General features: G+C 62.6%; 15 protein-coding genes. 8 read left to right on the top strand and 7 right to left on the bottom strand.

The window, feature by feature from the left end; translation table 11 throughout:
- Positions 1-106: 106 nt before the first annotated feature.
- Both EN993_RS15310 and EN993_RS15305 read right to left on the bottom strand, forming a co-directional pair.
- Positions 107-463, bottom strand: coding sequence for a four helix bundle protein (locus tag EN993_RS15310; RefSeq protein ID WP_281040328.1), 357 nt, complete (start codon positions 461-463; stop codon positions 107-109).
- A 34-nt stretch (positions 464-497) separates the two neighbouring features.
- A complete protein-coding gene (locus EN993_RS15305; RefSeq protein ID WP_164548587.1) occupies positions 498-1,934 on the bottom strand; it encodes a glutamine synthetase family protein in 1,437 nt (478 codons plus the stop codon).
- Between the two features lie 164 nt (positions 1,935-2,098).
- Between EN993_RS15305 and EN993_RS15300 the strand changes: the two genes are divergently transcribed.
- Complete coding sequence (locus EN993_RS15300) at positions 2,099-2,815, top strand: HAD family hydrolase (RefSeq protein WP_109670247.1); 717 nt, start codon at positions 2,099-2,101, stop codon at positions 2,813-2,815.
- A gap of 71 nt (positions 2,816-2,886) precedes the next feature.
- Here EN993_RS15300 and EN993_RS15295 read toward each other — a convergent pair whose 3' ends face one another.
- From EN993_RS15295 to aceA, 3 genes are all read right to left on the bottom strand, one after another.
- Positions 2,887-3,294, bottom strand: coding sequence for a response regulator (locus EN993_RS15295; protein WP_245468839.1), 408 nt, complete (start codon positions 3,292-3,294; stop codon positions 2,887-2,889).
- Between the two features lie 276 nt (positions 3,295-3,570).
- The gene (locus tag EN993_RS15290; protein ID WP_006202762.1) at positions 3,571-3,813 is read right to left on the bottom strand and encodes a hypothetical protein; all 243 of its coding nucleotides are present in this window, start codon (positions 3,811-3,813) and stop codon (positions 3,571-3,573) included.
- Between the two features lie 59 nt (positions 3,814-3,872).
- Positions 3,873-5,162, bottom strand: coding sequence for an isocitrate lyase (gene aceA / locus EN993_RS15285; RefSeq protein ID WP_127263956.1), 1,290 nt, complete (start codon positions 5,160-5,162; stop codon positions 3,873-3,875).
- A 236-nt stretch (positions 5,163-5,398) separates the two neighbouring features.
- On the opposite strand from aceA, the gene EN993_RS15280 reads away from it, so the two are divergent.
- From EN993_RS15280 to EN993_RS15255, 6 genes are all read left to right on the top strand, one after another.
- Positions 5,399-6,847: an XRE family transcriptional regulator gene (locus EN993_RS15280; protein WP_109670238.1), complete on the top strand. Its 1,449-nt coding sequence runs from the start codon at positions 5,399-5,401 to the stop codon at positions 6,845-6,847.
- 135 nt (positions 6,848-6,982) lie between these two features.
- The gene (locus tag EN993_RS15275; RefSeq protein ID WP_127263955.1) at positions 6,983-7,936 is read left to right on the top strand and encodes a DMT family transporter; all 954 of its coding nucleotides are present in this window, start codon (positions 6,983-6,985) and stop codon (positions 7,934-7,936) included.
- Between the two features lie 350 nt (positions 7,937-8,286).
- Positions 8,287-9,384 (top strand): polyamine ABC transporter substrate-binding protein, encoded by a 1,098-nt coding sequence (locus EN993_RS15270; RefSeq protein WP_109670233.1) that lies wholly within the window; start codon positions 8,287-8,289, stop codon positions 9,382-9,384.
- Between the two features lie 81 nt (positions 9,385-9,465).
- Positions 9,466-10,605, top strand: a complete 1,140-nt coding sequence (locus EN993_RS15265; RefSeq protein WP_109670230.1) for an ABC transporter ATP-binding protein — start codon at positions 9,466-9,468, stop codon at positions 10,603-10,605.
- 9 nt (positions 10,606-10,614) lie between these two features.
- Complete coding sequence (locus EN993_RS15260) at positions 10,615-11,589, top strand: ABC transporter permease subunit (RefSeq protein ID WP_109670228.1); 975 nt, start codon at positions 10,615-10,617, stop codon at positions 11,587-11,589.
- Positions 11,590-11,593: 4 nt separating this feature from the next.
- The gene (locus tag EN993_RS15255; RefSeq protein WP_109670225.1) at positions 11,594-12,412 is read left to right on the top strand and encodes an ABC transporter permease subunit; all 819 of its coding nucleotides are present in this window, start codon (positions 11,594-11,596) and stop codon (positions 12,410-12,412) included.
- 19 nt (positions 12,413-12,431) lie between these two features.
- On the opposite strand, the gene EN993_RS15250 is transcribed toward EN993_RS15255, so the two are convergent.
- Complete coding sequence (locus tag EN993_RS15250; protein WP_127263953.1) at positions 12,432-14,285, bottom strand: AsmA family protein; 1,854 nt, start codon at positions 14,283-14,285, stop codon at positions 12,432-12,434.
- Between the two features lie 218 nt (positions 14,286-14,503).
- On the opposite strand from EN993_RS15250, the gene EN993_RS15245 reads away from it, so the two are divergent.
- Complete coding sequence (locus EN993_RS15245; RefSeq protein ID WP_127263951.1) at positions 14,504-16,474, top strand: acetoacetate--CoA ligase; 1,971 nt, start codon at positions 14,504-14,506, stop codon at positions 16,472-16,474.
- Positions 16,475-16,791: 317 nt separating this feature from the next.
- On the opposite strand, the gene EN993_RS15240 is transcribed toward EN993_RS15245, so the two are convergent.
- Positions 16,792-19,687: PAS domain S-box protein (locus EN993_RS15240; protein WP_127263949.1), on the bottom strand; the 2,896-nt coding region annotated here is incomplete at its 5' end.

The raw sequence follows: 19,687 nt of genomic DNA, 5'->3' as shown, positions 1-19,687 counted from the left end.
TGTATAGGAATAGGCAGTAGGGCAGTAGGGCAGTAGGGCAGTAGGGCAGTAGGGCAGTAGGGCAGTAGGGCAGTAGGGCAGTAGGGCAGTAGGGCAGTAGGTGGGGCTATTCCGGTGACAGTTTTCGGATCAGAAGCCGCAAGAGCGTTCCTACGCTCTCACTGCGGGTCATCAATGGTTCGACCGTCTCGTGCGAGGCGATTCCGACGCGTTGCGCGATCAGCAGATGGGTCTCCAGTTCCTTGAGGGATCCCTGGGCGATCCTGAGAAATTGCTGATAGGAAGCTCGGCTTTCGCGCCCGTAACCTTCGGCAATGTTGGCGGGAACGGAGGTGGCTGCACGGCGTACCTGAGTCGTCAGTCCGTAAAGCTCATCCCTTGGCCAAGCTCTGGTTGTTTCGTAGATCGATACCGCCAGATCCATAGCTTGCTGCCAGACAATTAAATCCCTGTACGATTCAATCTTGGCTGCCCTACTGCCCTACTCCCTTATTCCCCTACACGTTGAGAAGCAGATACTCCCGCTCCCACGGACTGATCACTTCCATGAAAGTCTCGAATTCCGCGCGCTTGATCGCCGCATAGGTCGCGGCGAACGACTTGCCCAGATGCGCGCAGAGTTCCTCGTCGCCCTCGAACAGGTCGACGGCTTCGAGCAGGCCACGCGGCAGGTCGATCTCGTCCGCATTGGCGGTGGTCAGCACCGGAGGCTCGGCCTTGATCTTGTTGGTGATGCCGATCAGCCCGCAGGCAAGCGATGCCGCCAGCGCCAGATAGGGGTTGGCATCGGAGGACGGGATGCGGTTTTCGACGCGCCGTGCCGCCGGATCCGAGCGTGGCACGCGAAACGCCGTGGTGCGGTTGTCATAGCCCCATTTGTTGTTGACCGGCGCCGACGCCGCCTGTGTCAGCCGGCGGTAGGAATTGACATAGGGCGCGAACATCACCAGCGCGTTCGGCACATGCTTCTGCATGCCGCCGATGAAATGGAAGAAGGCTTCGGTTTCCGAGCCGTCCTCGGCCGAAAAGATGTTCTGTCCAGTCTTCTTGTCGATGATCGACTGATGGATGTGCATGGCGGAGCCGGGCTGCCCCTGGATGGGCTTGGCCATGAAGGTGGCATAGATCTCGTGCTTGAGTGCTGCCTCGCGAATGGTGCGCTTGAACATGAACACCTGGTCGGCCAGTTCGATCGGGTCGCCATGGCGCAGATTGATCTCCAGCTGGCCGGCGCCTTCCTCGTGGATCAGCGTATCGATCTCCAGGCCCTGGCTTTCGGAGAAATGGTAGATGTCGTCGATCAATTCGTCGAATTCGTTGACGCCAGCGATCGAATAGCCGGCGCCGCCGCCGATCGCGCGTCCCGAACGGCCGACCGGCGGGGTCAGCGGATAGTCCGGATCGGGATTCTTGCGCACCAGGTAGAACTCGATCTCGGGCGCCACCACCGGCTTCAGGCCGAGCTTGTCATAGGCAGCCACCACACGCTTCAACACATTGCGCGGCGTGAATTCGACCGAGCGTCCGTCCTGGTGGACGAGATCGCAGATGACCGCGGCCGTAGGGTCTTCTTCCCAGGGCACCACTGTCAGCGTCGACAGGTCCGGCATCAGTTTGAGGTCGCCGTCGTCTTCCGGGTAATGGAAGCCGTTGCCATCCTCGGGGTAGCCGCCGGAAATTGTCGTCATGAAGACTGCCGACGGCAGTGCTAGCGAGGTGTTGGAGGTGAATTTCTTCGATGGCATCATCTTGCCACGCGCGACGCCTGCCTGATCGGGCGTGATGCACTCGATGTCCTCGATGCCGCGCCATTCCAGCCAGGCGCTGACTTCCTTCCAGTTCTTGACGCCCCGTTGGTTTTTCACGAAGGCAGGCGTGCGGGCACGTCCTCCGCGGCTCGACGGACGGACTTCCTTTTTTGCAGGCGGCATCATTCACCAGATTGGGTTGCGGATTGTGGAGTATAGCCGTGCGCCCCTATGGAAGGGAAGGGGAGCCGCGTCGGGCATTGGCTGACGCGGTTGAAAATCGCTCCAATCGGCTTAGTTTCGGCCGTCCCAATTCCAATCGAGGCCCCCAATCTTAATCGAGAAATTGAATGCGGCGCGACAACAAACTGACGACGATCGGCTTCGACGCCGACGACACCCTCTGGCAGAACGAGCAGTTCTTCCGCCTGACGGAAAAGCGCTTTGCCGCCATGCTTGCCGATCATGGCGAAGAGGAGCACATCTCGGCACGATTGCTGGAGGCCGAAAGGCGCAACCTCGCCGTCTATGGCTTCGGCATCAAGGGGTTTACCCTGTCGATGATCGAAACGGCGGTCGAGGTCACGCAAGGCCGCGTGCCGGCATCGGTCATATCGGAAATTCTAGATGCCGGCCGCGAGATGCTGAGCCATCCGATCGAGGCCCTGCCGCACGCGCGCGAGACTGTCGAGAAGCTTGCCGGCGCATTCCGCCTTGTGCTGATCACCAAGGGCGACCTCTTCGACCAGGAGCGCAAGCTGACTGGCTCTGGCCTGGGCGATCTGTTCGATGCGGTCGAGATCGTCAGCGACAAGAGTGCTGCCACCTATAGCAGGCTCTTCAGCCGCCACGGCGATGGTCCGGCGAAAAGCATGATGGTCGGCAACTCGCTGAAGTCGGACGTGGTGCCGGCCATCGAGGCCGGCGGTTGGGGTGTCCATGTGCCGCATGAACTGACCTGGGTGCTGGAGCATGTCGAGGCGCCGGCTGCCGAACCGCGGTTCCGCCAGATATCCGATCTCGGACAACTGCCCGGACTGGTTGAAAGCATCGTGAGTGCAGGCTGATCGCCGGATCCAGCTATTTGTTTTCGCATTTCCGGACAGAAAACCGCCGACACACTTTTCCTGCAATTGCTCTAGCGGCCGATCAGGCGATCGATCACCGGTTGCAACCGTTCGGGCGTGATCGGCTTGGCGACCACTACGTCGATGATATCTGACAGGCCCAGGCTTTCCGTCGTGCCATTCTTGGTTGAAAGTAGGATCACCGGTGGCTGTGATTTGCCCGAGGCCCGCCGCAACGCGGCGATGCTGGACATCAGATTGTCGCAGTCCTTGTTGTCGGCGCCGCCGTCAAGGACAACCGCGCCGGGAATGAGGGACCGCAAGATCCTTGCCGCCGTGTCGGGAGATTCCGAAATCGGCTTGAGCCCGGATCGCTCGACGATCTTTGAAATCACCACGCGATTGATCGGCGATCTGCCGACGACAAGCACCTGCGACGGATCACGGATCGTCTCGGTGCTTGTGTCGCGGGTCACCAGATTTGGATGTCTTGGAGTCTCGCCTTCGCGATTCACTGGGCACACAAGTCGGCCAAGAAGCTCGTCCCTATTTCAATGCAGAGTTGAATCTCAGGCGCAATTGGCGTGAGATCGCGACCCATGTCAAGTTGAAATAAAAGGACCCAAAATCATGTCCGGGAGCAGTGAATTTAAAGCAACGCTACTGTACTCAACTGTCCACACGTGAATTTCATGAAAAGAAAATTCACCTGCGCAGAGGCTGCGCAGGTGATGGGTCGGTTGCAATGATTTCGATCAGCCGTGGCTCTGCTGTGTGACGATCACCGGGATCAGCAGATCGCCCCAGTTGCCGTCACCGCCGTGATGCCGTGCCGAGCGCACGAGCTCAACCGAGACGCCCGCCTCGACCGCCTTCATCACCGACTGGTTGAGGCGGTGCAGGTCGTTGGCCAGCATGCGGATCGTCGCTTGCTGATCGACGCTCATCGTCGTGGACTGTTCCTCGGCGCGTTCCTTGACACGGCTTATCGATGCCATTGGTCTTCTCCTTGTGTTCCAAGCCCTGTTGGGCGTTTCCTCTGTATTTCTGTGATCCGCTATTCCGCGGCCGGTTTGAACTGCGCGTGCTCGGTCGATTCATGCATGGCGGTGGTCGACGACTGGCCGCCGGTGATCGCCATCGACACGGCGTCGAAATAGCCGGTGCCGACCTCGCGCTGGTGCTTGGTCGCGGTGTAGCCATTGGCCTCGGCCGCGAACTCCGCCTCCTGCAACTCGGAATAGGCCGCCATCTGCCGCGCCTTGTAGCCGCGCGCCAGTTCGAACATGCCATAGTTGAGCTGGTGGAAGCCGGCGAGCGTGATGAACTGGAACTTGTAGCCCATGGCGCCGAGCTCCTTCTGGAACCTGGCGATCGTCGCGTCGTCGAGGTTCTTCTTCCAGTTGAACGATGGCGAACAATTGTAGGCGAGCAGCTTGTCGGGGTGATGCTTGCGCACGCCCTCGGCAAATTTCTTGGCCTGCACCAGGTCGGGCTTCGAGGTCTCGCACCAGATCAGATCCGCGTAAGGCGCATAGGCGATGGCGCGGGCGATGCAGGGCTCGATGCCGTTCCTGACATGATAGAAACCTTCTACCGTGCGCCCGGCGCCGTAGTCGACGAAAGGCTGGTCGCGTTCGTCTATGTCGGAGGTGAGCAGCTTTGCGGCTTCCGCATCGGTGCGCGCGACGACCAGGGTCGGCGTGCCCATCACGTCCGCCGCCAGGCGCGCGGCGCTGAGGTTGCGGATGTGCGCCGCGGTCGGGATCAGCACCTTGCCGCCGAGATGGCCGCATTTCTTTTCCGACGCCAGTTGGTCCTCATAGTGGACGCCGGCGGCGCCCGCCTCGATGAAGGCCTTCATGATTTCGAAGGCGTTGAGCGGTCCGCCGAAGCCGGCTTCCGCGTCGGCGACGATCGGCGCGAACCAGGTCTCGACCGAAAGCCCGTTGCCTTCGGACGTTTCGATCTGGTCGGCGCGCTGCAGCGTGCGGTTGATGCGCTTGACCAGTTCCGGCGCCGCATTGGCCGGGTAGAGCGACTGATCCGGATACATCGCGCCAGCCGTGTTGGCGTCGGCGGCAACCTGCCAGCCGGACAGATAGATCGCCTTCAGTCCGGCGCGCACCTGCTGCATCGCTTGGTTGCCGGACATGGCGCCGAGCGCGTTGACGAAATCCTCCTCGTGGATGAGCTTCCACAGCCGGTTGGCGCCCATTTCGGCGAGGCTCTGGCGGATCTGCACCGAACCGCGCAGCCGCTTCACATCCGCCGCGGAATAGGGCCGTTCGATACCGTCGAAGCGACCTTCCGGCGCCGATGGGACGAGGTTGTAAAAATCAGTCATTGGTCACTCCGAACGGTTTCTGCACCTAGGTCCGGGCATCAATCATCTGTGCGCCGGAATATGACTGAATTTACATTGCGGCGCGAAATGAGCCAGAAGAATCAAGGAAATCGCTAAAATATAAAGGAAAACCTGTGTTGCGTTTGACAGGCCTGCGCTGTAAATTTGTCACGCTTGTAAAGCACGACGCGGCGAGATCGCCGCGAAATTTGTGTAAATTCTGTCAAGGATAGTCGATGGCTGACCAGAAAATATTCGCCGGGCCGCGCATCCGCCGCATCCGCAACGCCAAGGGCCTGACTCAGACCGCGATGGCCGAGGGCCTTGGCATTTCGCCATCCTATCTCAACCTGATCGAGCGCAACCAGCGGCCGCTGACGGTGCAGCTGATCCTGAAACTGGCGTCCGTCTACAAGGTAGACCCACACGAACTGCAGGGCGAGGCAAGAGGGTCTGTCGCGGCCCTGAAGGAGGTGTTCACCGATCCTCTGCTGGTCGGCGAGCTGCCGGGCGATCAGGAGTTGATCGAGCTTGCCGATGCGGCGCCCAACGCGTCCGCGGCGGTGATAAAGCTGTTCCGCGCCTATCGCGAGCAGGCCGAGCGCCTGTCCGACCTCAACGAGCTTTTGGCGCGCGAGGGTCGGGCGACGGCGCTCTCCGGCGCCCGCCTGCCGATCGACGAGGTGCACGAGATTTTCGAGCGCCGGCCGAACCATTTTGTAGCCCTCGAGGAGGAGGCCGCGGCGTTCACCTCGGTGCTCGATCCCGGCGACGACCTGTTCGGTGCGCTGAAGGCCTGGCTGAAGCGCGAATACGGCATCGTCGTCAAGGTGCTGCCGGTCGCCACCATGCCGAACTGGCGCCGCCGTTACGACCGTCATTCGCAGCGCCTGTTCCTGTCCGAACGCCTGTCGCCGTTCGACCAGTTGCGCGAAGTCGCGATGGAGGCCTGTCTGATCCGCATGACGGTCGCGATCGCCGGCGAGATCCAGGCGCTCAAACTCACCACCGACGAAGCACGCCGGCTGGCCCGCTTCGAACTTGGCCGCTATGCGGCGCATGCACTGATGATGCCTTACCAGGCCTTTCACGCGGCTGCCGTGCGCGCCCGCTATGACATCGACGTCCTGCGTTCGCGCTTCGGTGTCTCCTTCGAACAGGTGGCCAACCGGCTGACCATGCTGCAGCGGCAGGGTGCCTCAGGCGTGCCGTTCTTCATGCTGGAGGTCGACAATGCCGGCAACCGCTTCCGCAAGGCCGGCAGCCAGGGCTTTCCGCAAAGCCGCTTTGGCGGCGGTTGTCCCAAACTGCCCGTGCATGTTGCCTTCACCCAGCCCGGCCAGATCTTCGTCGAGGCAGTGGAAATGCCCGACGGCGCCGAGTTCCTGTGCATCGCCCGCACGCTGGAAGGGCCGCAAGGCGCGTTCTCGGAACGCCCGCGCCGCACCGCGTTGCTGCTCGGTTGCGACATCGGCTTTCGTGACGACATCATTTACGGCGCGGCACTGCCCGGCGTGGTTACCTCCGCAAAGGCCGAGGCCGGCAGTGTAGCGGCGACGCCGGTCGGGCCTGCCTGCCGGCTTTGCGAACGCGTCGGCTGCCTGGCGCGCGCCGAACCACCGGTGACGCGTCCGCTTGGCCTCGACGAGATGGTGACGGGCTTGAGCGCCTTCGATTTCCAGTAACGCCACGGCAAGGTGCCACAATTGTCGCCGGTCGCTGGCTCACCCCCGGCCGGCATCTTTGCGTTACGCGAACAGGGCACCTTTTCGTCGTCCCTTGCGCATCGTCCCGTCCACAAAAGCCCGACAGTCGCGCCCATGACCGACACCGCATCATCGCCGATCCTTGCTTCCTCGACCGTCCCGCAGCGGGAGGAGCGCATCGGCTTCCTGCTGGTGTTCCTGTCGGCGCTGATGTGGAGTTTCGGCGGCACCATCGCCCGCTTCATCACCGCCGGCGACAGCTGGACGGTTATTTTCTGGCGCTCCGTCTGGGCGGCCGCCTTCCTGATCTGCTTCATGGTCTGGCGCGACGGCTGGCGCGGCATGCTGAAAATGTTCCGCGACATGGGCCTGCCCGGCCTTGCCGTCGGGATCTGCTTCGCCACAGCATCGACCGCCTTCGTCGTGGCGCTTACCTACACCACCGTCGCCAACATCCTGTTGATGCAGGCCGGCGTGCCGTTGCTGGCGGCGCTGTTTGCCTGGGCGTTGTTTCGCGAAAGGGTTGGTGCCGCGACCTGGGTGGCGATTGCCGCCGTCATCGCCGGAGTCGCCATCATGGTGTCGGAATCGCTTGATGGCGCCGTTTCGCCGATAGGCGACGGGCTGGCGCTGTTGATCGCGATCATGTTCTCGATCGCCACAGTCATAACCCGGCGGTTTTCCAGCGTGCGCATGACGCCGGCAACGTGCCTCGGCACCATGCTTGCGGCAGGCTTTGCCGCCTCACAGGCATCGACATTCGCTGTATCGGTCAGTGACATGGGCTTTCTCTTTGCTTTCGGCGTGGTCAATCTCGGCGTTGGTCTCGCGTTCTTCGCCACCGGCGCACGGCTGATCCCGGCAGCCATCGCGGCGCTGCTCGGCACGTTCGAGCCGATCCTCGGCCCGATATGGGTCTGGCTTATCCATTCCGAGGTGCCGTCGGCGCGCACCATCATCGGTGGCGCGGTGGTGGTGACGGCGTTGCTTGTCCATATCGGGCTCGAATTCAAGCGCCAAACACGGCCCGAGCGCGCTGGGGTCACCGGGGTGCCATCGCCTAATTGAGGCGGCGCGCAGCTTTGCCATTGACAACTTCGTAGCCGCGCGGGCAGGCTGGGAATACGGCAACAACAAGACAGGCGTATCTTGCCAAGTCTCCCAGCCGGTCAGATCGAGACCGGACCATATCGTCGTATCTCTGCCCGCGCCATGGCGAAAGCCTCTGACGGCATAGGCACGCCTCCCAAGCCGCCGCAGGGACACAGAGCCATCTCTTGTCGCTCATCGAACCGCCTGCATAGTGTCGGCAGTTCGCGCTTGTCGCCCCTTGGAAAGCTCAATAGTCTGAAACAAATGCCCGGTCGCGCGGCTTCCGCGACGAGCCGGCGAAGGAACACTCACCAAAGGAGAATAGCATGATCCGCAAAGCGCTCTGGCTTTCGGCAACCTCGGCATTTCTGACGCTTTTCACCGTCGGCGGTCACGCCGAAGACCGTGTCGTCAACGTCTTCAACTGGTCGGACTATATCGACAGTTCGATCATCGACGATTTCACCAAGGAAACCGGCATCAAGGTCGTCTACGACACCTTCGATTCCAACGAAATCCTTGAAACCAAGCTGCTTGCTGGCGGCAGCGGTTATGACGTCGTCGTGCCCAGCGGCAATTTCCTTGCGCGCCAGATCCAGGCCGGGGTGTTCCAGAAGCTCGACAAGTCGAAGCTGCCGAACATTTCCAACATGTGGGACACGGTTTCGGAGCGCACCGCCAAATATGACCCCGGCAACGAATACTCGGTCAACTACATGTGGGGTACCGTTGGTCTCGGCTACAACATCAAGAAGGTGCAGGCGGCACTCGGCACCGACAAGATCGACAGCTGGGATGTCTTCTTCAATCCCGACAGCCTAGCCAAGTTGAAGGACTGCGGCGTCTATGTGCTGGACTCGCCAGCCGACATCATCCCGGCGGCACTGAAATATCTCGGCCTCGACCCGAACAGCACGTCATCAGATGACATCGCCAAGGCCGAGGAGGCTTTGCTCAAGGTCCGGCCTTATATCAGGAAGTTCCACTCCTCCGAATACATCAACGCGCTCGCCAACGGCGATATCTGCCTGGCGGTCGGCTGGTCGGGTGACGTGTTCCAGGCCCGCAACCGCGCGGTCGAGGCCAAGCAAGGCGTCGAGATCGGCTATTCCGTGCCGAAGGAGGGCGCTCAGATGTGGTTCGACCAGATGGCGATCCCTGCCGACGCGCCGCATGTCGCGGAGGCGCTCGAGTTCATCAATTACATGATGAAGCCGGAAGTTATCGCCAAGTCGTCGAATTACGTGCTCTACGCCAACGGCAACAAGGCGTCGCAGCAATTCGTCGACAAGGCACTGTTGGATGATCCTTCGGTCTATCCCGATGCCGAGACGATACAGAAGCTCTACACCGTCTCGCCATACGATCCCAAGACCCAGCGCGTGATCACGCGCACTTGGACCAAGATCGTTACTGGCCAGTAAGCAATCTGACATGGTCCCGGCAGCCACCTGCCGGGACCATTCTTTCTGGGGCAAGAAGCAAGAATCAGGACGGAGTGGGACATGAAATCGCTTGGCAGCATCCGCAGGGATTTTGCGCCGTGGAACGACCCGAACGCCAAGCCATACATCCAGTTCGACAACGTCACTAAGAAGTTCGGTGACTTCACCGCCGTCAACAATCTGTCGCTGACCATCTTCGAGCGCGAGTTCTTCGCTCTGCTCGGCGCCTCTGGCTGCGGAAAATCGACGCTGCTCAGGATGCTCGCCGGCTTCGAGGAGCCGACAGCCGGCCGCATCCTGCTCGATGGGCAGGATATGCGTGGCATCCCGCCCTACCGGCGGCCGGTCAACATGATGTTCCAGTCCTATGCGCTGTTCCCGCACATGACGGTCGAGAACAACATTGCCTTTGGCCTCAAGCAGGACGGCATGCCGAAGCCCGAGATCGCGTCGCGCGTTGCCGAGATGCTGAAGCTGGTCAAGCTCGAGCAGTTCGCCAAGCGCAAGCCGCATCAGCTGTCCGGGGGCCAGCGCCAACGCGTAGCGCTCGCCCGCTCGGTCGCCAAGCGGCCGAAGGTGTTGCTGCTCGACGAGCCACTCGGCGCATTGGACAAGAAACTGCGCGAGGAAACGCAGTTCGAACTGATGGACCTGCAGCAGAACCTCGGCCTGACCTTCGTCGTCGTCACCCACGACCAGGAAGAGGCGATGACGATGGCCGATCGCATCGCCATCATCGACAAGGGCGAGGTGATGCAGGTGGCAACGCCGGCCGAAGTCTACGAGGCGCCGGGGTCGCGCTTCGTCGCCGGTTTCGTCGGCAATGTGAACATGTTCGAGGGCAAGATCGCGCGTGGCGAGGCGGGCGGCGCCAGCATCGATGCCGGCAATGGCATCACCATCCGCACTGACAATGCCGGTACCGCCGGCGCCGGGACGGCCGTCACCTTCGCCATCAGGCCGGAAAAGATCAAGGTGTCGTCGAAGAAGCCGGCCGAGGCGGTCAACGCGATCGAGGGCGAGGTCTACGACATCGCCTATCTCGGCGACATGACCGTCTATCACGTCAGGCTGGACGACGGCCAGGTGGTGCGGGCGAGCACCATGAACGCGGCCCGCATCACCGAGGATCCGTTGAGCTGGAACGACCGCGCCTGGGTTTCCTTCCGGCCGGATGCCGGCGTCGTGCTGACGCGGTAGGGGGCGAGCATGTCGAGCGCCGCCGTCACCACCGCATCAGCCTCTCCGGCAACCAATGCCGGCAAATCCGCCCTCGCCAGGCTGGGCGCTGCCTTCTTTGGCCGCCTGGTCATCATCATCCCCTATGTCTGGCTGCTGTTCTTCTTCCTCATTCCGTTCGTCATCGTCTTCAAGATCTCGCTGTCGCAGACGGCGATCGCCATTCCGCCCTATACGCCGGCACTCGATTTTAGCGGCGGCATTTCCGGGTTCCTTGCCCAGTTGAAACAGCTCAGCCTCGACAACTACACCTGGCTGACGCAGGACGCGCTCTACTTCAACGCCTATGTGACCAGCGTCATCATCGCCGCGATCTCGACGGTCCTGACATTGCTAGTCGGCTATCCGATCGCCTACGGCATGGCGCGCGCGCCGGCAACCATCCGCCCAACCTTGCTGATGCTGGTGATCCTGCCGTTCTGGACCTCGTTCCTGATCCGCGTCTACGCCTGGATCGGCATTCTCAAGCCCGAAGGGCTGCTCAATCAGCTGCTCCTTGCCACCGGCGTCATCCACCAGCCGCTGATCATCCTCAACACCTATACGGCAATCTTCATCGGTATCGTCTATTCCTACCTGCCGTTCATGGTGCTGCCGCTCTATTCCGCTCTCGAGAAGATGGATTATTCGCTGATCGAGGCGGCCAAGGATCTCGGCTGCCCGCCGACCAGCGCTTTCTGGAAGATCACCTTCCCGCTGTCGCTACCCGGCGTCATCGCCGGCTGTCTGCTGGTGTTCATTCCGGCCGTCGGCGAATTCGTCATTCCCGACCTGCTCGGCGGATCGCAGACGCTGATGATCGGCAAGACGCTGTGGAACGAGTTCTTCGCCAATCGCGACTGGCCGGTGTCGTCGGCCGTGGCCGTCATCCTGCTGTTGCTGCTGATCGTGCCGATCATGCTCTTCCAGCGGGCTCAGGCGCGCGCTCAAGAAATGGACAGGTGACCTCATGAACACCACCTGGAGCCGCTTCAACATCACCTCGATCGTGCTTGGCTTTGCCTTTCTCTATTTGCCGATCGTGCTGCTCATCGTCTTCTCCTTCAACGAGTCGAAACTGGTCACTGTCTGGGGCGGTTTCTCGACCAAATGGTACGTCTCGCTGTTCCACAACCAGGGCCTCATGGACGCGACCTGGGTGACGGCGCGTGTTGGCCTGATCTCGGCCACCGTTGCGACGGTGCTGGGCACTCTGGCTGCACTCACTTTGACCCGCTACACGCGCTTCAAGGGCAGGGTGCTTTTTTCAGGCATGGTCTTTGCGCCGCTGGTCATGCCGGAAGTCATCACCGGCCTGTCGCTGCTGCTGCTCTTCGTCGCTGTCGGCCTCGACCGCGGCTTCCTCACCGTGACGCTCGCCCACATCACGCTGACCATGTGCTTCGTCGCTGTCGTCGTGCAGTCGCGCCTCATCACCTTCGATCGCTCGCTTGAGGAAGCCGCAATGGATCTGGGCGCAACGCCGGTGAAGACCTTCTTCCAGATCACGCTGCCGGTCATCATGCCGGCCATCGTGTCCGGCTGGATGCTGGCCTTCACTCTGTCGCTCGACGATCTGGTCATCGCCAGCTTCACCTCCGGGCCGGGCGCCACGACGCTGCCGATGAAGATCTACAGCCAGGTTCGCCTCGGCGTGACGCCGGAGATCAACGCCGCCTGCACCATCCTGATTGCCGTTGTGGCGATTGGCGTCATCATCGCCTCGCTTGCCAACAAGCGGCGCGAGGTGCAGCGCCAGCTCGACGAACGGGCCGCACAGCGCGGTTGAAGGTGGAAAGCGCGGCGGCCTATTCCCCCGAAACGCCGCGGCTGATCGGGGAAATGAATGGCGTGCTCCAGGTCCCGCCGACGAAGAACGACGACTGGTTGGGGCCTTGCTGACCATTGGTCTGTGTTGCCGCCTGGTCCGCCTGAATGACACCACCGGACAAGGCCAGTCCTCGGCCGGCGTAGGACGCGATGCCGGACAGCCAGATCTTGTACTTCGCCGAATTGGCCTCGGCCTTGTCGATCCGTGCCACGCCCTTTGAAATGCTGGCCTTGATCTCGGCGCCGTCGATCGGCAGCGTTCCGTCGGAGACGTCATCAAGCGCGAAGAAGCCGCCTTGCTCGGTATGCTTGAGGAAGGCCGGCAGGTTGAGCTTGCTCAACGCACCCTGTCCAAAGGTCGCCGAGACTGAGCCGTCGGCATTGTCGAAGATGGAGTCCCAGGTTCTGCCCGGTCCCTTGAGGATCACCGAGACGGTACCCGTGCCGACCGGCACCAGCCGGGTCATTCCGGCCGCCGTGCCGAAAGCACCGCCGTCAATGTCGGACGCCAGCAGCCGGATCTCGACCTGCGAGCCTTCCGGCTTGCGGTCGAAGCGAAGGCTGGTCTGGATGTTGCCGCCGAAGGCCGAGGCGTCGGAGATGTCGAAGACGGAAAGACCGTCCTTGACCTGGGCGGTGGCGGCGACATCGGCGAGCTGGATAGGTCCCGCCGTGGCGTGTGCTGCCGACAACCTCAGATCGAGGTTGATCTTGTCGGCGAAACTGGTGTCGATTTCGCCAGGCCCCGCCCCTCCGGTTGGCGCCAGCGGCGTGAAGGCCGACAGGAACGATCTGAGGTCGAGCGTGTCGAAAGCGAGCGTGCCGGAGATCACCGGCTGTGCTTCGCCAAGCGAGAGGTCCAGCGCACCCATTCCCGGATTGTTGTCCAGGGCAATGGCCGTGTTGTCGAACTTGACGCGCCCGCCGGTCGCCGTGATCTTGCTGGAAATGCTGACCGAGCCGATCGCAGCACCCGGAGCGATGCCGGCCTGCGACCATTCCAGGACACGCCGCAGCGAGGGTGCCGAGAATTTCGCCTGACCGTCGAAATAGGTATTTTCGGACATGCTGGCCGTGCCATCGAACGAGAAGGTAGCGGGTGCCGCCTTGAAGGACAGCGTGAGCGGCGCCGTACCGCCGGCAAACAGCACAAGCGGTTTCGGCGAGGCGACGTCCAGCGCAACGCTTTCGCCGCGCCAGATCCCTGTTGCCGACAGCGTCGCATTGCTGTTCATCGCCGCCCAATTCGCCTGGCCGGTCAAACTGCTCAGGATTTCGACGTCCTTGCCGGCAATGGAGGCCACCATACGGCCGTCGCGGAACTCCACCGTGCCGAAGGTGTCGGCCGGCAGCTTGTCGAGGTCCGGCTTGGCGGGGTCGGCATTGACCACGCGGCGGGCCGTATCGATGGAGCGCGTGATGCGCCCGCCGGTCGGGACGGCGGGCAGGAAGAGGCCGGTTGGCGTGCGCTGAACCCGGATCGTCGGCCGCACCAGCCGCGCCGTCGAAAACACCACGTCGCCGCGCAGTGCCGCCATGGCGGACAGGTCGACCTCGACCCGTTCTGCCTCGACGACCGGCGGCGCGTCGGTGTCGGTCCATTGTGAGAGCGTCACATCGGTCAGGATGGCGCGGAATGTCGGCCAGACCTCGATGCGCGGCGAACCTTCGATGGCGACCCGAAAGCCGCTCCACGCACTCATTTCCCAGGCGATGCGGTCGCGCACGATACGGGTGGAAGCGATCAGCGGCAGGGCGGCAACCACCAGCGCGATGACGATACCGGCAGCGCCGATCGTCCATATTCCGCGCCGGATCAAAGATGATGGCATATCGCCCCGTATGCTTCCATTCCGACAAAAATCGCCCGACGGGCGTAACCCAGTCGTCACCACGACTTCCAGTCGTCACTACGACTTAGGGCTGAGGCATTTCAAGTCTTTATGGCCCGGCGATGGCATTTGCGCACATCTGGTCGCATTGACCGAACAAAATCTTGCTCTGCTGCGCTGCGATATGCATAAGCGATGGCGACCGTGGAGGAACGATCATGGCTGCCGAAGTACCGCTCTGGACCCCGACACAAGACCAGATTGACGCCGCGCCCTTGACCGCTTTCACCAAGGCAGCCGCTGTGGAAGCCGGCGTAACGTTTTCTTCGTATGCCGAACTTCATCGCTGGTCGGTCGAGGACCGCGAAGGGTTCTGGAGCCTGGTGTGGGATTTCTGCGGCATCGTCGGCGACAAGGGCACTGATGGGGGCGAGCCCGCGCTCGTCGATGGCGACAGGATGCCCGGTGCCTCCTTCTTCCCCAATGCCACGCTGAACTTCGCCGAGAATCTGCTGAGGAAGACCGGCGCCAGTGAGGCAATCGTGTTTCGCGGCGAGGACAAGGTCGAGCGTCGATTGTCCTGGAACGAATTGCACGCACAGACCTCGCGGCTGCAGCAGCTTTTCCTGTCGCTCAAGGTGAAGAAGGGCGACCGCATTGCCGCCATGATGCCCAACATGCCGGAGACCATCGCCGCCATGCTGGCGGCCGCCTCGATCGGTGCGGTCTGGTCGTCCTGCTCTCCCGATTTCGGCGAGCAGGGCGTGCTCGACCGCTTCGGCCAGATCGAGCCCGTCGTCTTCATCGCGCCCGATGGCTACTGGTACAACGGCAAGGCGATCGAGGTCGCCGACAAGATCGCCGCGGTCGCGGCCAAGCTAGGCACTGTCCGCAAGATCCTGGTCGTCGACTATCTCGGCACATCGAGTGATGTCGCTGCTACCATCGACAAGGCGGTGGCGCTGGAAGAAGCGCTGTCGCCCTTCGCCGGCAAGCCCGTTACCTTCGAGCCGCTGCCGTTTTCGCATCCGCTCTACATCCTGTTTTCGTCGGGAACGACCGGCATTCCCAAATGCATCGTCCATTCGGCCGGCGGCACGCTGATCCAGCATGTCAAGGAACATCGGCTGCATGCCGGTCTCACCGACGGCGACCGCTTCTTCTACTTCACCACCTGTGGCTGGATGATGTGGAACTGGCTGGCGTCGGGGCTCGCTTCGGGTGCCACGCTGCTGCTCTATGACGGCTCGCCCTTCTACCCCGACGGCAATGTGCTGTTCGACTTCGCCGATGCCGAGAAGATGACCTTCTTCGGCACCTCGGCCAAGTTCATCGATTCCGTGCGCAAGGCCGGTCTCAAGCCGATCCGCACGCATGATCTGTCTGATGTGCGGGCGATTTCCTCCACAGGCTCGCCGCTGTCGCCGGAGGATTTCCGCTTCGTCTATGACGGCATCAAGAAGGACGTGCACCTGGCTTCGGTCTCCGGCGGCACCGACATCGTCTCCTGCTTCGTGCTCGGCGTGCCGACGCAGCCGGTGTGGACCGGCGAGATCCAGGGACCCGGCCTCGGCCTTGCCGTCGATGTCTGGGACGACGATGGCAGGCCGATCCGACAGGAGAAGGGCGAACTGGTCTGCACCAAGGCCTTTCCGGCGATGCCGATCGGCTTCTGGAACGACGCCGAGGGCAAGAAGTACCGGGCGGCCTATTTCGAGCGCTTCGACAATGTCTGGTGTCATGGCGATTTCGCCGAATGGAGCGTGCATGGAGGCCTGATCATCCATGGCCGCTCCGACGCCACGCTCAACCCGGGCGGTGTGCGCATCGGCACGGCGGAGATCTACAACCAGGTCGAACAGATGCCGGAGATTCTGGAAGCGCTGTGCATCGGCCAGGACTTCGACAATGACGTGCGCGTCGTGCTGTTCGTGCGCCTGGCCGCCGGCGTGCAGCTCGACGAGGAACTCGAAAAACGCATTCGCGCCAAGATCCGCAGCGGCGCAAGCCCGCGCCACGTGCCGGCCAGGATCGTCGCCGTCACCGACATCCCGCGCACCAAGTCGGGCAAGATCACCGAACTTGCGGTGCGCGACGTCGTGCATGGCCGCGCCATCAAGAACAAGGAGGCGCTCGCCAATCCAGAGGCGCTGGAGCTGTTCAAGAACCTGCCGCAATTGGCCGAGTAGCTGCTAATGCATGTCGCTCGAAAGTGACCCCGGTTTTGAGACACCGACATGCATGAAAAAGACTATCCGGCATGGTTAACCAAATATGTCGGTAGAATTTACCTAGATTTCACGAGTGGTACACATTCGTAAATTTTCCGCCGCGCCGGTAAGGAGTTGTTAACGTCCGGCGTCGATAGTCGCATACAACTTGAGGGAGAAATCCCGTTCCTCAGCCCCCGGAGGATCCGAATTCGCTCAAGCCCCCGTTGTGACAGCAATCCCATCTCTTAAGGCGTCCTTTGGGCGCCTTTTCTTTTATCGGTACCGGGGCTGGCCTATTCCGCGAGCACGCGGGTCGACGGGAAGGCGACCTCGACCAGGGTGCCTTCTCCCGGTGTCGAGTTGATGGTGAATCGGGCGCGGTTGGCTTCCACCATCGCCTTTGTCAGCGGCAATCCAAGGCCCGTGCCGTCGCCGCGCCCACGCTTCAGCGCGTTGATCTGCTTGAACGGTTTCAGCGCTTGCTCGATCTCGGCCTGGCTCATGCCGATGCCGGTGTCGCGTACCCGCATGACGACGTCGCCCGATGTCTCATAGGCGGTCGAGACGATCACCTGGCCACCGGCCTGGGTGTAACGGATGGCATTCGACAGGATGTTGAGCGCGATCTGGCGCACGCTGCGCAGGTCGGCCACCACTTCCGGCAGCCGCGAAGCGAAGCTGGAGCGGATGATGACGCGTTCGCGGTTGGCCTGCGGCTGCATCATCGCCACCGTCTCGGCCAGTGTGTCGTTGAGCGACACCGCCTCGTAGGCCATCTCCTGCTGGCCGGCTTCGATCTTCGAGATGTCGAGCAGGTCGTTGACCAGGTCGAGCACATGATTGCCCGAGCGGTTGATGTCGCGCAGATAGTCGCGGTAACGGTCATTGGCGACAGGTCCGAACTTCTCGTCGACCATCAGTTCGGAAAAGCCGATGATGGCGTTGAGCGGGGTGCGTATCTCGTGGCTGATGCGGGCGAGGAAATCGGTCTTCTGTGAAGACGCGCGCTCGGCCACCGCACGCGCTTGCGTCAAATCCTCTTCGGCCCGCTTCCACTGCGTGATGTCGCGCACGACAGCGCAGAAGCCGCTATCGTTGGGCAGCCGGCCAATGGTCATGAACAGCGGGATGAAGCGCCCCTGCGCCTCGCGCCCAATCACCTCGCGGCCGTCATTCATGACGCTCGCCACGCCAGGCTCGGACAGTCCGTTGAGGTAGTCGCGCGCCGCGCGCTGGCTTTCGATCGCAAACAGCGAGGCGAATGGCTTGCCGGTGACGTCGTCGCTGTCGAAACCGAACAGCGCTTCGGCCGGACGGCTGATCGAGCGGATGGTGCCGTCACGGCCGATCAGCACGACGCCGTCGGTGGCGGTGTCGATGATGGTGCGCATCTCGGCGATGCGCGCCTTGAGCTCGGGAATGTCGGGTTGCGTCTGCTCGTCGCCAACCGCATGCAGGGCCGCCGGTGCGTCATCCTCGCCGGAGCGGCGCACGACCAGCATCAGCGCCTTGCCGTCGCGCCAGGGAACAGAGCGCAAGATGGCCTCGATCGGGAATTCCTGTCCGTCACGCGTCTTCAACCGCAGCGCACGATCGGTGCCGTCGGTAGCGCCGTCGTCGGCGTAGGGGTCGGCAAACAGCGCGCCGAGGCCGCCGGCATCCGCCAGGTCATCGAGCGCCTCATAGCCGGTCAGATTGAGGAATTCCTCGTTCGCATAGTGCAACTGGTCGCCGGAATGGATGAGCAGCGGCACCGGCAGCTTGCCGAGCAGCGAGGTGTCTGGAGCCTTGTGCTCATCTCCGGCGGAAAACGCCGACGGCACGAAGCCTTCAGTCTTGAGCGGCGGCACCTGCAGGCGAGGGCGCTCGACGCGTGCCGCGACGGCCTCGCTTGCGCTGGTGGTTTCCTCGGCGGATGCAGCCGCCTCCTTGTCAGGCACCGCGCCATCCGCGTCGGGCTGCGCCCAATCCTCGCTATCCTCGGCATCGCGAAAATCAGCTGACGTCATGCTGTCGTCATCGACGGCGTCATGTGTCGCATCAGCGCCAGCCGGCTCTTCGCCAGCCGCGACGGGCTTGGTGATTTCTGGTTTCGCCGCCACCGGTTCGGAAACAGGGGCCTCGTCACTGTTGTCCGCGACAGGACCGCCGTCGTCATCATGGCCAGCATAGTCGAGCAACGAGCCCGTCACATTCGGCTCGGAAGGTTCCTCACGAGCCGCTTCGTCCAGATGGCCGCCGTCAAGCCGCGCCAGATCCCGCTCGTCTTCGGCATCGACATCGGACGGCTCGACCGGTTCGTTCTCTGGCTCTGCCGCAGTGATCTCGCTGGCATGCGTCGGGTCGCCGGCCGCCTCGACTGAAGCTTCGGCCTTAGCGGTCGGCACATCCGCAGTTTCCGCCAAAGGTTCAGCAGATGTCTCGGTCGTCGCTTCCCCGAAGCTTTCGAGGCCGTGCTTCTCGGTCTCTGCCGGCTCGACCGCGGCGCTGTCCTTCTTCAGTCGCTCGCCGATCTCGCGGAACGCGCTGCGTTCCAGGGTCGACAGACCCTTGTCGTTGGCCGGCTGGCGATGTTCGGCGAGCCGGATCACCTTATCGGCAAAGCGTCGTTCCTGTTTAGGCACGATGGTCAGCGCCGGCACTTCGCCCTTGAACGGGTCCGATGCCTGAGTGTCCTCGGCCTTCGGCTCTTCAGCCTTAGGCTGTTCGAGCGCGGGTTCGACGGCTTGCGGTTCCGGCGTCGCCGGCGCCTCGCCATTGGGGACCAGCGCCATGCCGATCGCTTCCGGATCGACGACTGCATCGCTGGCGCGCGCGACGCCGAAGCCACGGAAACCCTCGAAGGCGCGGCTGCGGCCATAGACAGGCAGCGCCGCGAGGTCGACGGGTATCTTAAGATCGGTGCCGACGACCGGCCACAGCACGGAGCGCCCGGACCAGGTATCGCGCCGTTCCAGGAGGCCTGATATCTCGCCGGAGGGATCGAGGCCGAAGGTGGCCGCGACATCCCTGAAGCGCCGGCCGATCACGTCGGCCGCCGGCTTGCCGACGATGTCGGTGAATTCCGGCGACAGCGCACTGAACTTACCCTCGGCATCGGTGCGCCAGACGAAGCGTACCGGGGCCGCCGTGCGGTCGATCGACCGCGCAACCGGGCGTTCGAGAGGCGCGGCGGCCTTCGTATCGTCC

This window comes from Mesorhizobium sp. M7D.F.Ca.US.004.01.2.1 (assembly GCF_003997785.1).
GTDB lineage: Bacteria > Pseudomonadota > Alphaproteobacteria > Rhizobiales > Rhizobiaceae > Mesorhizobium > Mesorhizobium loti.
This window is presented reverse-complemented; position numbering and strand designations above follow the sequence as displayed.